We start from the raw sequence: 14,206 nt of genomic DNA, 5'->3' as shown, positions 1-14,206 counted from the left end.
ATAAAGCATGACCCGCTTGACGGCTAGGGCCGTCGGAGACCCTTGTAATGCCTGAACACGATGTACGCCTGCAACAACTGACGGTGTGGCTCCACGAGCAGCTCGAGGATCTTTTCCGCAACAACGCCTGGGGCGAGGTGCCAGCAGGCAGCCTGACCCCAGCCAGCAGTGATGCCAGCTTCCGCCGCTACTTCCGCTGGGAAGGCGCAGGGCACAGTTTTGTGGTGATGGATGCCCCGCCCCCGCAGGAAGATTGCCGACCGTTCGTCGCCATCGACCACTTGCTCGCCAGTGGCGGGGTGCACGTGCCACTCATCCACGCCCAGGACCTGGAGCGAGGCTTCCTGCTGCTGGGCGACATGGGCCGCCAGACCTACCTGGACATCATCGATGCCGACAATGCCGACGCCTTGTTCGCCGATGCCATCGACGCCCTGCTGGCCGTGCAGCGCCTGCCGATGGAGGCTGCACTGCCCAGCTACGACGAAGCCTTGCTGCGCCGTGAGGTCGAGCTGTTCCACCAGTGGTATGTGGGCCACGAACTTGGCCGGGCCTTCGATGAACAGCAGGCCGCTGCCTGGCAGCGCTGCAGCCAACTGCTGATCGACAGCGCCCTGGCGCAGCCCAAGGTGCTGGTGCACCGCGACTACATGCCGCGCAATCTGATGCAAAGCATGCCAAACCCAGGGGTGCTGGACTTCCAGGATGCCGTGTATGGCCCTGTCACCTACGACATCACTTGCCTGTTCAAGGATGCCTTCGTCAGCTGGCCGCAGGCCCGGGTCCAGGGCTGGCTGCGTGACTACTGGCAAAAGGCTAAGGCCGCCGGCATCCCGGTACAGGCCGATTTCGACACCTTCCAGCGTGCCAGCGACCTGATGGGTGTGCAGCGGCACCTGAAAGTGATCGGCATTTTTGCCCGCATCTGCCACCGCGATGGCAAGCCACGTTACCTGGGCGATGTACCGCGCTTTTTCGCCTATATAGAAGAGGTGATCACCCGCCGCCCCGAACTGGCCGAGCTGGGTGAGTTGATCGCCGGGCTACGGGCGGGGGCACGTGCATGAAAGCCATGATTCTGGCGGCAGGCAAGGGCGAGCGCATGCGCCCTTTGACCCTGCACACGCCCAAGCCGCTGGTGCCGCTTGCCGGGCGGCCATTGATCGAATACCACCTGCAGGCGCTGGCCGCTGCGGGCATTACCGATGTGGTGATCAACCATGCCTGGCTCGGCCAGCAGATCGAACGCCACCTGGGTGATGGCAGCCGCTTTGGCCTGCATATCCGCTACTCCGCCGAGGGCGAGCCCCTTGAGACAGGTGGCGGTATCTTCAAGGCGCTGCCTTTGCTGGGCGATGAACCCTTCGTGCTGGTAAACGGTGATATCTGGACCGACTACGATTTTTCCCGGTTGCAATGCCCGCTGCAGGGCCTGGCCCATCTGGTGCTGGTGGACAACCCCAGCCATCACGGCCACGGCGATTTTCGCTTGGTCGACGGCCAGGTCCTCGACGGGGATAACGCCCCAGATACCCTGACCTTCAGCGGCATTTCCCTGCTGCACCCATCGCTGTTCGACGGTTGCCAGCCTGGCGCATTCAAGCTCGCGCCACTGCTGCGCCAGGCCATGGCTGCCGGCAAGGTCGGCGGTGAGCGCCATGCTGGCCGATGGGTGGACGTAGGCACCCTGGAGCGCCTGGCCGAGGCCGAGCGCCTGCTTGGCGAGCACGCCTGACATGTGGTGGCCTGGTACGTTGATTGGCGCCGGTGCCGGCTTTGCCATTGCCAGCATTCCCGGTGCCCTGCTGGGGGCCTTGCTCGGCCAGGTGATGGACCGCCATATGCGCCTGCAAGGGTGGGAAGATGTGCGTGAACGCCTCGGCGGGCGGCCTGCGCTGCGTGACGAAGAACTGCTGTTTGTCTTGCTGGGGCGCCTGGCCAAGTGTGACGGCCGTGTAGCCGAGCAGCATATCCAGCAGGCCCGGCAGGAGATGGTGCGCCTGAACCTGGACGAGCCTGCGCGCCTGCGGGCAATCGAGGCGTTCAACCGCGGCAAGGCCGGCAAGGATCGGCTGGGCGCCTACTTGCGCCGCATCCGCCAGCAGCCGCATGCGGCGGAAGGTACCATGCGCGCCAGCTGGCGCATGGTCTGGGCTGACGGCAGGATGGGCAACAAGGAGCGTGAACTGCTGCTGGACTGGGGGCACAAGCTGGGCATGAGCCGCCGCCAGGTGCAGGCGATGTCGCAAGAGTATGAGCCGCGCAAAACCGCTGGCATGGCGGGCGTGGGCATGACCTATGCGGCAGCGATGCGCTTGCTGGCGGTGGAGGCCGATACCGACGGCGCCGTGATCAAGCAGGCCTATCGCCGCCTGGTCAGCCGCCACCACCCGGACAAGCTGGCTGGCACGGGGGCCAGCGAGGCGCAGTTGCGCGAGGCCACCGAGCGCACCCGCGAATTGCACCAGGCCTATGCGATGATCCGCAAGCGGCGGGGTATTTGAAGCGTCACCCTTGCGTGCTCATCCAGCCCCGTACCCGGCGGAACAATTGTTCCTGCTCCGCAGCCTGGTTGCCTGGCATGGCGATCAGCGACAGCTGACGATACTGGCTGTCCTTTTGCCGCTTGCTGGCTTGCAGGCGCTGCGCGGCTGCGGCGCGGTCGGCGCTGCGGGTGGCATAGTAGATGTCTGCCGTTGGTACTTTCAGCGTTGGCGCCAGGCTCTCCAGGTCATGCTCGACCCGTGCCGGGGTCTGCGCGGCCACCATCACCAGCTTTTGTACCTGCGGGGGCTGCCGCTCGCTGAGGTAGCGGGCGGCCCAGTAGGCGCCGCTGCCATGGCCGATCAGCACGATGCTGCGGGCGTTGTGCTGTTGGGCGAACGCAACGGCCGCATCCAGGCGGGCAAAGATGCGCTCGGCATCAGCGGGGTCGGCCTGCTGGTCGGCTACTTCGGCATCAGTACCTTGTGCAGTGTCCGGGTCGGCTGCGGTGGCCTGGGCGACGTTGGCATTGGCGTCGGCCGGCTCATCCTTGACGGGTGCACGCTGGCCGTCCTGGCTGGCGGGCACCTCGGCTGGTTTGTCCTCGACCCGGGCTTGGGGGCTGTCTATCAACAGGTCTGGCAGGCTGACGCTCAAACTGTGCCAGCCCACATCCGGGAATTTCTGCCGCAGTGGCCCGACCGCTCGGGGCCAATCGGCGGTTTCACCTGCCCCAGGCACAATGATCACTGCCCCTTTCGGGTCGGCGTCGTTGGCGGGTTTCCACAGGGCCAGGAAGCTGTCGGTGCCGGCCTGCAAGGTTTCCTGTTCAGCTTTGGGCACCAAGCGCTCCAGGGCCTGGGCATCCTCCTGGCTACGCTCCAGCAAGGGCGGGCGAACCGCTTCGGGGCGGGTTGCTTCGGTGGCGGCGGCAGGCTTTTCGGCATCCGCTGCCAGCGCAGCCAGTGGAAGAATCGAGGCAAGGCAGCACATTGCCAGCGTCGTGCGATAGAGTGTGGACATGTATCAACCCAAGGCCTGAATGATTTCTGCAGCGTAATGGTATTTGGCCGGGACGGCCATGCGCGATGGCCGCCTCGCCTGGAAGAGCCTGTAGATGAACCGAATGCGTCGCCTGTTGGTGATTGGCTGCCTGTGGCTCCCCCTGATCGCGCTGGCCAGGCCAGAGCCCGTGCCCACCGTTGCGCTGGAGGCTGCCCAGCAGCAGTGGCTGGACAGCCATCGCAGCTTGCGGGTGGGCCTGGTGCTGCAGGCGCCTTACGCCCAGTTCGACCGGCGCCTGCAGCAGCTGTACGGGGCCAACGTGGAATTGGTGAGTAGCCTCGCCCAGGCCCTGCGCCTGGACCTTACCTGGCGAAACTTCCCGGACCAGGCCAGCCTGGAGCACGCCTTGCAGGCGGGCGAGATCGACTTTGCCCCGGGCCTTACGCAAACCCCGGCCAGCCTGCGCCTGTGGCTGTTCAGTGACCCGTACATGCGCGTGCCACAACTGATCGTTGGGCCGCGCAATGGGGCCATGGCGGTCGAGCTTGAAAAACTCGATGCCGCGCAGCGGGTGGTGGTGCGCATGCCCAGCCAGTTGGCGACCTACCTGCGGGGCAACTACGGGAACCTGAACCTGCAAGGGGTGCCTGATGAGCGAGAGGCCCTCCAACTGTTGGTGAGCGGGCAGGCCAGTTTTGCCGTGATGGATGAAGCACAGCTGAGCCGGTTGTCACGTGAGAGCGAGTTTGGTGAGCTGGCAGTGGTGGGGGATATCGGCCTGCCGCAGTTGCTGCGTATCGGTTCGAGGCAGGACTGGCCGCTGCTGGCCGATGTGCTCGAACATGGCTTGCAGGCGTTGCCTGCCAAGCAGCTCGAGCAGTTGCACCAGCGCTGGCTGCAGCCCCGGTACCCCCGCCTGAGCGAGTCGCCCGGGTTCTGGCAGAACCTGGCCTTGCTGCTGGGCATGTTGCTGCTGGGGGCCCTGGCCACCCTGATGTGGCAGCGCCGGCAGCAGCGCGAACTTGAGCGTAGCCTGCTGACTACCCGGGAACGCCTGCTGGAGCGGCATGCACGCGATGAAGCTGCGCGGCTGAGCCAGTTCGCGATCGATCAGAGCACGGTTGGCACCCTCTGGGTGAACTGGGACAGCCGTGTGCGCTACGCCAACCCTGCTGCCGAGCGCATGCTGGGGTATGCGCAAGGGGCGCTGCTGGACCGGCAACTGGGCGATTTCGAGCCAGGCCTGAACATGGACCGCTGGCTGGAGCTGTGGAAGCGCGCGCGCTCGGGCGAGGCGGGCATCGGGCAGTTCGAAACCCAGTGTCGGCGCGCCGATCACAGCCTGCTCCCGGTGGAGCTGTCGCTGAGCTTTCTGCGTTTTCGCGATGCCGAGTACCTGGTGGTCTACCTTGCCGATGTCACCGAGCGCCACCGGGCCATGGCCGCGCTGCGCGAGAGCGAGGCGAGGCTCAAGGGGATTGCCGGTAACGTCCCGGGCCTGGTGTTCCGCCTGGAGCGCGACCCGGCCGTTGGCGGGCTGGAGTTTCCGTACATCAGCGAGGGCAGCGAGGCGCTGGTGGGCTACACACCCAGCGAGATCCAGCACCCGCAGATGGGGCTGCGCACCTTGGTACACCCCGACGACCGGGCCGACTACCACCACGTGCAGAACCTGGCCCTGGCACGCTCCCAGGAGCAGTTGCGTGAATTGTCCGCGCACCTGGAAAGCGTGCGTGAGGAAGAAAAAGCCCGCATCGCCCGGGAAGTGCACGACGAGCTGGGGCAGATGCTGACGGTGTTGAAGCTGGAAGTGTCGATGTGCGAGCTGGCGTTTGCCGAACTCGACCCTGCCCTCAATGAGCGCCTGGCCACTATGAAACGGCTGATCAGTCAGCTGTTCCAGCTGGTACGCGATGTGGCCACGGCCCTGCGCCCGCCGATTCTGGATGCAGGCATCGCGTCGGCCATCGAATGGCAGGCGCGGCGCTTCGAGGCGCGCACGCAGATCCCGTGCCTGGTGCAGGTGCCCGATAATCTGCCAGCATTGAGCGATGCCAAGGCAACGGGCCTGTTCCGTATTCTTCAGGAAGCGCTGACCAATGTGATGCGCCACGCCAACGCCCACAGCGTGGAAATAGAACTGGTGCTTGAGGCGGGGCAATTGCGCATGACCGTGAGCGATGACGGGCAGGGTTTTTGTCGCGACCAGCCACGGCCCACTTCGTTTGGCCTGGTAGGCATGCGCGAGCGGGTGTTCATGCTGGGTGGCAGCATGGTGCTGCACAGTGAACCGGGCGAGGGCACCAGCCTGAGCGTGGCCATTGCGTTGGAATAGGAGAACGACCGTGATTCGAGTACTGGTGGCCGAAGACCACACCATTGTCCGCGAAGGCATCAAGCAGTTGATCGGCCTGGCCAAGGACATGCAGGTGGCGGGCGAGGCCGGCAATGGCGAGCAGTTGCTCGACACCCTCAGGCATACGCCCTGCGAAGTGGTGTTGCTGGATATCTCCATGCCGGGCGTCAATGGGCTGGAAGCCATCCCGCGCATCCGCGCACTGCAGGACCCACCGGCAATCCTGATGCTGTCGATGCATGACGAGGCGCAGATGGCGGCGCGTGCATTGAAAGCCGGGGCGGCAGGCTATGCCACCAAGGACAGCGACCCGGCGCTGTTGCTGGCGGCGATCCGCCGGGTGGCCGGGGGTGGGCGCTACATCGACCCGGCGCTGGCGGACCGCATGGTTTTCGAGGTCGGCCTTACCGAGTCTCGGCCGCTGCATACGCTGTTGTCGGAGCGGGAGTTTTCAGTGTTCGAGCGCCTGGCCCAAGGCGCTAACGTCAACGACATTGCCCAGCAGCTGGCGCTGTCGAGCAAAACCATCAGCACCCACAAGGCGCGGCTGATGCAGAAGCTGAAAGTGAACTCCCTGGCGGAGCTGGTGAAGTACGCCATGGAGCACAAGCTGGTCTGATTGCGACACACAGGTTGCGCCCGCCCCCACAAGGGATGGATGGCAGTGCTGGCAGGTGTCCCAATCGCGTCATCCTTGTAGGGCAATCCCTACAAAAAATCTTCCATCCGGATGATGGCATTCTCTCAGCGCCCCCGATTTTCCGGTGCTTGCCACTCTTCTACGCTTTTGCCTACGCAGTCATCCAACAAGAAGGTGCAGGCATGAGCGAGGCGAAGTCGAACGCTGCAACCGGCGAAACGCTGGTCAGCTTCCGTGGTGTGCAGAAGAGCTACGACGGCGAGTCGCTGATCGTCAAAGACCTCAACCTGGACATCCGCAAGGGCGAGTTTCTGACCCTGCTTGGGCCCTCTGGCTCAGGCAAGACTACCAGCCTGATGATGCTCGCCGGCTTCGAAACCCCTACCGCAGGTGAAATCCAGCTGGCCGGGCGCTCCATCAACAACGTGCCGCCGCACAAGCGCGACATCGGCATGGTGTTCCAGAACTACGCGCTGTTCCCGCACATGACCGTGGCCGAGAACCTGGCCTTCCCGCTGACGGTGCGCAACCTGAGCAAGACCGATATCAGCGAACGGGTCAAGCGCGTGCTCAACATGGTGCAGCTGGAGGCCTTCGCCAAGCGCTACCCCGGCCAGTTGTCCGGTGGGCAACAGCAACGTGTGGCGCTGGCCCGGGCCCTGGTGTTCGAGCCGCAACTGGTGCTGATGGATGAGCCGCTGGGGGCGCTGGACAAGCAGCTGCGTGAGCACATGCAGATGGAAATCAAGCATATCCACCAGCGCCTTGGCGTCACTGTGGTGTACGTGACCCACGACCAGGGCGAAGCGCTGACCATGTCTGACCGCGTGGCGGTGTTCCACCAGGGCCAGATCCAGCAGATCGCCGACCCTCGCACCCTGTACGAGGCGCCCAGCAACACCTTCGTCGCCAACTTCATCGGCGAGAACAACCGCATCAATGGCACCCTGCTGAGCCACGAAGGCAACCGTTGCCAGGTGCAGCTGGCGCGCGGTGAGCGGGTTGAGGCGCTGGCGGTGAACGTAGGAAGCCCGGGCGAGCCGGTTACCTTGTCGATCCGCCCGGAACGCGTGCGCCTCAACGGCCACAGCGAAGCCTGCGTCAACCGCTTCTCTGGCCGCGTGGCCGAATTCATTTACCTGGGCGACCACGTGCGGGTGCGCCTGGAGGTTTGCGGCAAGGCCGATTTCTTCGTGAAGCAGCCCATTGCCGAACTCGACCCGGCCCTGGCCGTGGGCGATGTGGTACCGCTGGGCTGGGAGGTGGAGCACGCCCGTGCGCTCGACCCGGTTACCGAAGCCCAATGAAGGTTTGCTGCACCAACCCTGTACTGTGGAGAAAATAACAATGCGCAAGCAGTTGAAACTGACCGCCCTGGCCCTGGGGCTGTTCGCCGCTGGCCAGAGCATGGCTGCAGACCTGACCGTGGTGTCGTTCGGGGGCGCCAACAAGGCGGCCCAGGTGAAGGCATTCTACGAGCCGTGGGAAAAGGCCGGTAATGGCAAGATCGTCGCCGGTGAGTACAACGGTGAAATGGCCAAGGTCAAGGCGATGGTCGACACCAAGAGCGTGTCATGGAACTTGGTGGAAGTGGAGTCGCCGGAGCTCGCCCGTGGCTGTGACGAAGGCATGTTCGAAGAACTCGACCCTGCGATGTTCGGCAACGAAGGCGATTACGTGCCCGGCGCCATCCAGCCTTGTGGCGTGGGCTTCTTCGTCTGGTCCACGGTGCTGGCCTACAACGCCGACAAGCTCAAGACGGCCCCCACCAGCTGGGCCGATTTCTGGGATACCAAGAAATTCCCTGGCAAGCGCGGCCTGCGCAAAGGGGCCAAGTACACCCTGGAATTCGCCCTGATGGCCGATGGCGTGGCACCCAAGGACGTCTACCAGGTGCTGGGCACCAAGGAAGGGGTGGACCGCGCCTTCAAGAAACTCGACGAGCTCAAGCCCAGCATCCAGTGGTGGGAAGCCGGTGCCCAGCCGCCGCAGTACCTGGCCTCGGGTGACGTGGTCATGAGCTCGGCCTACAACGGGCGCATTGCCGCCGTGCAAAAAGAAAGCAACCTCAAGGTGGTGTGGAACGGCGGTATCTACGACTTCGATGCCTGGGCCATTCCGAAAGGCGCCAAGGATACCGAGCAGGCCAAGAAGTTCATCGCCTTCAGCGTGCAGCCGCCGCAGCAGAAGACCTACTCCGAGAACATCGCCTACGGGCCGGCGAATTCCAAGGCTGTGGAGTTGCTGTCCGAAGATGTGAAGAAAGACATGCCGACCACGCCTGAGAACATTGCCAACCAGGTGCAGATCGACGTGGCCTTCTGGGCCGACAACAGCGAGCAGCTGGAGCAACGCTTCAACGCCTGGGCGGCGAAGAAGTAAACGCCCAGCGTAAGGGGGCCGCGTTGCGGCCCCATTTTCAGTTCGTATCGCGGAGTTTGCCATGGCCATCGCAGTGCCCCTCAAAGAAGGCGCAGGTTCAAATCTCAAGCAGCGCCTCAAGCGCGCCGAGCGGGTCAACCGCTGGAAGGCGCAGGCGTTGATCGCGCCGCTGGCGCTGTTTCTTCTGCTGGTGTTCCTGGTGCCTATCGGCGCGCTGCTGTACAAGAGCGTCGGCAACCCGGAAGTGGTCAGCGGCCTGCCGCGCACGGTCGAGGTCATCGGCCAGTGGGACGGCAAGAGCCTGCCCGGCGAGGACGTCTACAAGGCACTGAGCCAGGACCTGGCCGAGTCGCGCAAGAACCAGACCCTGGGCGACCTTTCCAAGCGCCTGAACATGGAGCTGGCCGGCTATCGGAGCCTGCTGGCCAAGACCGCACGCGCGCTGCCGTTCAAAAGCGAGCCTGCGTCGTACAAGGATGCACTGCAAACCCTGGACGAGCGCTGGGGGGACCCCGCCTACTGGCAGGCGATACGCCGTAACACCAGCACGGTGACCTCGTTCTACCTGCTGGCTTCGCTCGACCACCGTATCGACGACCTGGGCGAACTGGCCAAGGCCACCCCCGACCAGGCGATCTACCTGGATATCTTCACCCGCACACTGTGGATGGGGGTGGTGATCACTGCCATCTGCCTGGTGCTGGCCTACCCCCTGGCGTACCTGCTGGCCAACCTGCCGACCCGGCAGAGCAACCTGCTGATGATCCTGGTACTGCTGCCGTTCTGGACGTCGATTCTGGTGCGTGTGGCGGCGTGGATCGTGCTGCTGCAGTCGGGCGGCCTGATCAACAGTGCGCTGATGGCCATGGGCATCATTGATCAACCGCTGGAGCTGGTTTTCAACCGCACAGGTGTGTACATCTCGATGGTGCACATTCTGTTGCCGTTCATGATTCTGCCGCTGTACAGCGTGATGAAAGGCATTTCGCCCAGCTATATGCGTGCCGCCATTTCGCTGGGCTGCCACCCGTTCGCCAGTTTCTGGCGGGTGTACTTCCCGCAGACCTACGCAGGTGTAGGGGCCGGGTGCCTGCTGGTGTTCATCCTTGCCATCGGCTACTACATCACCCCGGCGCTGCTCGGCAGCCCGAACGACCAGATGGTCAGCTATTTCGTGGCGTTCTACACCAACACCAGTATCAACTGGGGCATGGCCACCGCCCTTGGCGGGCTGCTGTTGCTGGCGACCGTGCTGTTGTACCTGATCTATAGCTGGCTGGTTGGCGCCAGCCGCCTGCGCCTGAGCTGAGGAGCCTTGTCATGCTGAGCCCATACATGTCACCCGTTGAGCGGGTCTGGTTCTACAGCCTGCGCATTCTCTGCGGCCTGATCCTGTTGTTCCTGATTCTGCCTGTGCTGGTCATCGTGCCGCTGTCATTCAACAGCGGCAGTTTCCTGGTGTACCCGTTGCAGGGCTTCTCGCTGCAGTGGTACCAGGATTTCTTCGGCTCTGCCGAGTGGATGCGTGCGCTGAAGAACAGCATCATCGTTGCCCCGGCAGCCACGGCGCTGGCCATGGTGTTCGGTACGCTGGCGGCCATCGGCCTGACCCGGGGCGATTTCCCGGGCAAGTCGCTGGTGATGGCCCTGGTGATATCGCCCATGGTGGTGCCGGTGGTGATCATCGGTGTGGCCAGTTACCTGTTTTTCGCCCCGCTGGGCCTGGGCAACAGCTTCACCTCGCTGATTCTGGTACACGCCGTATTGGGTGTGCCGTTCGTCATCATCACCGTGTCGGCAACCCTGCAAGGGTTCAACCACAACCTGGTGCGGGCGGCGGCCAGCCTGGGGGCATCGCCACTGCTGGCATTCCGTCGGGTGACCTTGCCGCTGATTGCCCCAGGCGTGATTTCGGGGGCGCTGTTTGCCTTTGCTACCTCGTTCGACGAGGTGGTGGTGACGCTGTTCCTGGCCGGGCCTGAGCAGGCGACCCTGCCGCGGCAGATGTTCAGCGGCATACGCGAGAACCTCAGCCCCACCATCGCGGCGGCGGCCACCTTGCTGATCGCGTTCTCGGTGGTACTGCTGCTGACCCTGGAGTGGCTGCGTGGGCGCAGCGAAAAACTGAGGACCCAGCAGCCTGCCTGACCGCTGCTCGCGGTGCGCCACCTGCGGCGCATCGCGATTGATACCAGTCAGCCCTCATTCGCTTGCCTGGGTTACAATGCGCGCCACCGTGATTCTGCCAACAGGTGCGCCATGCAGCCCTACGCTATTGCCCCCTCCATTCTTTCTGCCGATTTCGCCCGTCTGGGCGAGGATGTCGACAAGGTTCTGGCTGCGGGTGCAGACATCGTTCACTTCGATGTCATGGACAACCACTATGTCCCCAACCTGACCATCGGCCCGATGGTGTGTACCGCCCTGCGCAAGTATGGCGTCACCGCGCCCATCGACGTGCACCTGATGGTCAGCCCGGTCGACCGTATCATCGGCGACTTCATCGAAGCCGGCGCCAGCTACATCACCTTCCATCCGGAAGCCTCGCAGCACATCGATCGCTCTTTGCAACTCATCAAGGATGGCGGCTGCAAGGCTGGCCTGGTGTTCAACCCGGCCACCAGCCTGGATGCCTTGAAGTATGTGATGGACAAGGTCGACATGGTGCTGCTGATGAGCGTAAACCCGGGTTTTGGCGGTCAGAAGTTCATCCCGGGCACCCTCGACAAACTGCGTGAAGCCCGTGCACTGATCGACGCCAGCGGCCGTGATATCCGCCTGGAAATCGACGGCGGGGTCAATGTGGGCAACATCCGTGAAATCGCTGCAGCAGGTGCCGATACCTTCGTCGCCGGTTCTGCCATTTTCAATGCCCCGGACTACGCACAAGTGATCGCGCAGATGCGCAGCGAACTGGCTCAGGCCCGCCCATGAGCGGCTTCGAGCAGCTGTTCCCGGGGACGCTGCCCAGGCTGGTGATGTTCGATCTGGACGGTACCCTGATCGATTCCGTGCCAGACCTGACGGCCGCTGTCGACCGCATGCTGCTCGAACTCGGCCGCCCCCCGGCCGGCCTTGCTGCCGTGCGCCAGTGGGTGGGCAACGGTGCACAGGTGCTGGTGCGCCGCGCCTTGGCCGGAGGCATCGATCATGCTTCGGTAGATGATGCACTGGCCGAACGGGCCCTGGCGTTGTTCATGGAGGCCTACGCCGACAGCCATGCGCTGACGCAGGTCTACCCAGGCGTAAAAGACACCCTGCGCTGGTTGAGCAAGCGCGGTGTGGAGATGGCGCTGATCACCAACAAGCCTGAGCGTTTTGTCGGGCCGCTGCTGGACCAGATGAAGATCGGCAGCTACTTCCGCTGGATCATCGGTGGCGACACCCTGCCGCAGAAGAAGCCCGACCCTGCGGCGCTGCTGTTTGTCATGCAGATGGCGGGCGTGACCGCGCAACAGTCGTTGTTTGTTGGCGACTCGCGCAGCGACGTGCAGGCGGCCAAGGCCGCTGGCGTGCAGAGTGTGGGCCTTACCTATGGCTACAACCATGGGCGGCCGATCGGTGAAGAGTCCCCCAGTCTGGTGATCGATGACCTGCGCGCACTGCTGCCCGGTTGCGTAGACCCTGCCACTGGGATAACGTTGGCGGACCTTCAAGCCTCACACGACAGAGAGTCCCCCGTGGCGGTTACCGGCAAATTCTGGATGAAAGTCATCAAGGCCTTGGCCCGCTGGCGTTGGCGCGCCTGACTTCTGCCTGCCGGCGCGTGCCGGCCCATCCGTTTGCCCGACCATAAGCTTTATGCCACGAGGCTACTCATGACCCGCGAAGAATTCCTGCGCCTGGCTGCAGCCGGCTATAACCGCATCCCCCTGGCCTGCGAGACCCTGGCCGACTTCGACACGCCGTTGTCGATCTACCTGAAGCTGGCTGATCAGCCTAACTCCTACCTGCTCGAGTCCGTGCAGGGCGGCGAGAAGTGGGGCCGTTATTCCATGATCGGCCTGCCTTCGCGCACAGTGATGCGGGTGCACGGTTATCACGTCAGCATCCTGCAGGACGGCGTTGAGGTCGAAAGCCATGATGTCGAAGACCCGCTGGCCTTCGTCGAGGCATTCAAGGACCGTTACAAGGTGGCCGACATTCCGGGGTTGCCGCGCTTCAATGGCGGCCTGGTGGGTTACTTCGGGTACGACTGCGTGCGCTACGTGGAAACACGCCTGGGTGCAAGCCCCAACCCGGACCCGCTGGCGGTGCCGGATATTCTGCTGATGGTGTCTGATTCGGTGGTGGTGTTCGACAACCTGGCCGGCAAGATGCACGCCATCGTGCTGGTCGACCCGGCCGATGAACACGCCTTCGAACAGGGTAATGCCCGCTTGCAGGACTTGCTCGAAACCTTGCGCCAGCCCATCACCCCGCGCCGTGGCCTGGACTTGAGCGGCCCACCGGCGGCAGAGCCCGAGTTCCGCTCCAGCTACACCCGCGAGGATTACGAAAACGCTGTCGGGCGCATCAAGGAGTACATCCTGGCCGGCGACTGCATGCAGGTCGTGCCCTCGCAGCGTATGTCGATCGACTTCAAGGCAGCGCCCATCGACCTGTACCGCGCGCTGCGCTGCTTCAACCCAACGCCTTACATGTACTTCTTCAACTTCGGTGACTTCCACGTGGTGGGCAGCTCGCCGGAAGTGCTGGTGCGGGTCGAGGACAACCTGGTTACCGTGCGCCCCATCGCCGGCACCCGCCCGCGTGGCGCAACCGAAGATGCGGACCGGGCGCTGGAAGATGACCTGCTGTCGGACGACAAGGAAATCGCCGAGCACCTGATGCTGATCGACCTGGGCCGCAATGACGTGGGCCGCGTGGCCGCCACCGGCAGCGTGCGCCTGACCGAGAAGATGGTGATCGAGCGCTACTCCAACGTGATGCACATTGTTTCCAACGTCACCGGCCAGTTGCGCGAAGGCCTCACTGCCATGGACGCGCTGCGGGCGATTTTGCCGGCAGGCACCCTGTCGGGGGCCCCGAAGATCCGGGCGATGGAAATCATCGATGAGCTGGAGCCGGTCAAGCGTGGCGTTTATGGCGGCGCAGTCGGTTATTTCGCCTGGAACGGCAACATGGACACCGCCATTGCCATCCGTACGGCGGTGATCAAGGACGGCGAACTGCATGTGCAGGCGGGCGGCGGCATCGTTGCCGACTCGGTGCCCGCACTGGAGTGGGAAGAAACCATCAACAAGCGCCGGGCGATGTTCCGCGCCGTCGCACTGGCCGAACAGAACTGACCACACGCTCGGCCTTGTAGGCGCGGGTAAAGCTCGCGATCCGCCTTC

The 14,206-nt window shown here is 63.9% G+C and carries 13 protein-coding genes; 12 read left to right on the top strand and 1 reads right to left on the bottom strand.

Going from position 1 to position 14,206, the window contains the following annotated elements:
• Positions 1-47: 47 nt before the first annotated feature.
• Genes PPA02S_RS21290 through PPA02S_RS21280 form a run of 3 tightly spaced genes read left to right on the top strand, consistent with a single transcriptional unit; the run spans position 48 to position 2,504 of the window.
• Positions 48-1,067: an aminoglycoside phosphotransferase family protein gene (locus tag PPA02S_RS21290; RefSeq protein ID WP_028633536.1), complete on the top strand. Its 1,020-nt coding sequence runs from the start codon at positions 48-50 to the stop codon at positions 1,065-1,067.
• Complete coding sequence (murU, locus tag PPA02S_RS21285; RefSeq protein WP_028633535.1) at positions 1,064-1,735, top strand: N-acetylmuramate alpha-1-phosphate uridylyltransferase MurU; 672 nt, start codon at positions 1,064-1,066, stop codon at positions 1,733-1,735. Before PPA02S_RS21290 ends, murU begins: the two co-directional genes overlap by 4 nt.
• A gap of 1 nt (position 1,736) precedes the next feature.
• Positions 1,737-2,504 carry a TerB family tellurite resistance protein gene (locus PPA02S_RS21280; RefSeq protein ID WP_028633534.1) on the top strand — a complete coding sequence of 256 codons (768 nt, stop codon included), beginning with the start codon at positions 1,737-1,739 and terminating at the stop codon, positions 2,502-2,504.
• A gap of 4 nt (positions 2,505-2,508) precedes the next feature.
• On the opposite strand, the gene PPA02S_RS21275 is transcribed toward PPA02S_RS21280, so the two are convergent.
• Complete coding sequence (locus PPA02S_RS21275) at positions 2,509-3,507, bottom strand: alpha/beta hydrolase family protein (protein ID WP_028633533.1); 999 nt, start codon at positions 3,505-3,507, stop codon at positions 2,509-2,511.
• A 94-nt stretch (positions 3,508-3,601) separates the two neighbouring features.
• Between PPA02S_RS21275 and PPA02S_RS21270 the strand changes: the two genes are divergently transcribed.
• The 9 genes from PPA02S_RS21270 (at position 3,602) to trpE (ending at position 14,158) form a co-directional block, all read left to right on the top strand.
• Positions 3,602-5,824 (top strand): PAS domain-containing sensor histidine kinase, encoded by a 2,223-nt coding sequence (locus tag PPA02S_RS21270; protein WP_028633532.1) that lies wholly within the window; start codon positions 3,602-3,604, stop codon positions 5,822-5,824.
• A 10-nt stretch (positions 5,825-5,834) separates the two neighbouring features.
• Complete coding sequence (locus PPA02S_RS21265; RefSeq protein ID WP_028633531.1) at positions 5,835-6,464, top strand: response regulator; 630 nt, start codon at positions 5,835-5,837, stop codon at positions 6,462-6,464.
• A gap of 203 nt (positions 6,465-6,667) precedes the next feature.
• Entirely contained in the window at positions 6,668-7,792 is a 1,125-nt protein-coding gene (locus PPA02S_RS21260) for an ABC transporter ATP-binding protein (RefSeq protein WP_028633530.1), read from the top strand.
• Positions 7,793-7,832: 40 nt separating this feature from the next.
• Positions 7,833-8,867: an ABC transporter substrate-binding protein gene (locus tag PPA02S_RS21255; RefSeq protein WP_028633529.1), complete on the top strand. Its 1,035-nt coding sequence runs from the start codon at positions 7,833-7,835 to the stop codon at positions 8,865-8,867.
• A gap of 61 nt (positions 8,868-8,928) precedes the next feature.
• A complete protein-coding gene (locus tag PPA02S_RS21250; protein ID WP_028633528.1) occupies positions 8,929-10,176 on the top strand; it encodes an ABC transporter permease in 1,248 nt (415 codons plus the stop codon).
• 11 nt (positions 10,177-10,187) lie between these two features.
• Positions 10,188-11,015: an ABC transporter permease gene (locus tag PPA02S_RS21245; protein ID WP_028633527.1), complete on the top strand. Its 828-nt coding sequence runs from the start codon at positions 10,188-10,190 to the stop codon at positions 11,013-11,015.
• A 111-nt stretch (positions 11,016-11,126) separates the two neighbouring features.
• Positions 11,127-11,801, top strand: a complete 675-nt coding sequence (rpe, locus tag PPA02S_RS21240) for a ribulose-phosphate 3-epimerase (RefSeq protein ID WP_028633526.1) — start codon at positions 11,127-11,129, stop codon at positions 11,799-11,801.
• Positions 11,798-12,616 (top strand): phosphoglycolate phosphatase, encoded by an 819-nt coding sequence (locus tag PPA02S_RS21235; RefSeq protein WP_028633525.1) that lies wholly within the window; start codon positions 11,798-11,800, stop codon positions 12,614-12,616. Before rpe ends, PPA02S_RS21235 begins: the two co-directional genes overlap by 4 nt.
• Before the next feature lie 69 nt (positions 12,617-12,685).
• On the top strand, positions 12,686-14,158 hold the full coding sequence (gene trpE / locus PPA02S_RS21230) for an anthranilate synthase component I (protein WP_028633524.1): 1,473 nt from the start codon (positions 12,686-12,688) through the stop codon (positions 14,156-14,158).
• Positions 14,159-14,206 lie beyond the last annotated feature (48 nt).

Origin of the sequence: Pseudomonas parafulva NBRC 16636 = DSM 17004 (genome assembly GCF_000730645.1) — a bacterium.
Lineage (GTDB): Bacteria > Pseudomonadota > Gammaproteobacteria > Pseudomonadales > Pseudomonadaceae > Aquipseudomonas > Aquipseudomonas parafulva.
This window is presented reverse-complemented; position numbering and strand designations above follow the sequence as displayed.

Coding starts and splice junctions, on each gene's coding strand:
- PPA02S_RS21290 (WP_028633536.1), top strand. CDS start 48: ATGCCTGAACACGATGTACGCCTGCAACAACTGACGGTGTGGCTCCAC.
- murU (WP_028633535.1), top strand. CDS start 1,064: ATGAAAGCCATGATTCTGGCGGCAGGCAAGGGCGAGCGCATGCGCCCT.
- PPA02S_RS21280 (WP_028633534.1), top strand. CDS start 1,737: ATGTGGTGGCCTGGTACGTTGATTGGCGCCGGTGCCGGCTTTGCCATT.
- PPA02S_RS21275 (WP_028633533.1), bottom strand. CDS start 3,507: ATGTCCACACTCTATCGCACGACGCTGGCAATGTGCTGCCTTGCCTCG.
- PPA02S_RS21270 (WP_028633532.1), top strand. CDS start 3,602: ATGAACCGAATGCGTCGCCTGTTGGTGATTGGCTGCCTGTGGCTCCCC.
- PPA02S_RS21260 (WP_028633530.1), top strand. CDS start 6,668: ATGAGCGAGGCGAAGTCGAACGCTGCAACCGGCGAAACGCTGGTCAGC.
- PPA02S_RS21255 (WP_028633529.1), top strand. CDS start 7,833: ATGCGCAAGCAGTTGAAACTGACCGCCCTGGCCCTGGGGCTGTTCGCC.
- PPA02S_RS21250 (WP_028633528.1), top strand. CDS start 8,929: ATGGCCATCGCAGTGCCCCTCAAAGAAGGCGCAGGTTCAAATCTCAAG.
- PPA02S_RS21245 (WP_028633527.1), top strand. CDS start 10,188: ATGCTGAGCCCATACATGTCACCCGTTGAGCGGGTCTGGTTCTACAGC.
- rpe (WP_028633526.1), top strand. CDS start 11,127: ATGCAGCCCTACGCTATTGCCCCCTCCATTCTTTCTGCCGATTTCGCC.
- PPA02S_RS21235 (WP_028633525.1), top strand. CDS start 11,798: ATGAGCGGCTTCGAGCAGCTGTTCCCGGGGACGCTGCCCAGGCTGGTG.
- trpE (WP_028633524.1), top strand. CDS start 12,686: ATGACCCGCGAAGAATTCCTGCGCCTGGCTGCAGCCGGCTATAACCGC.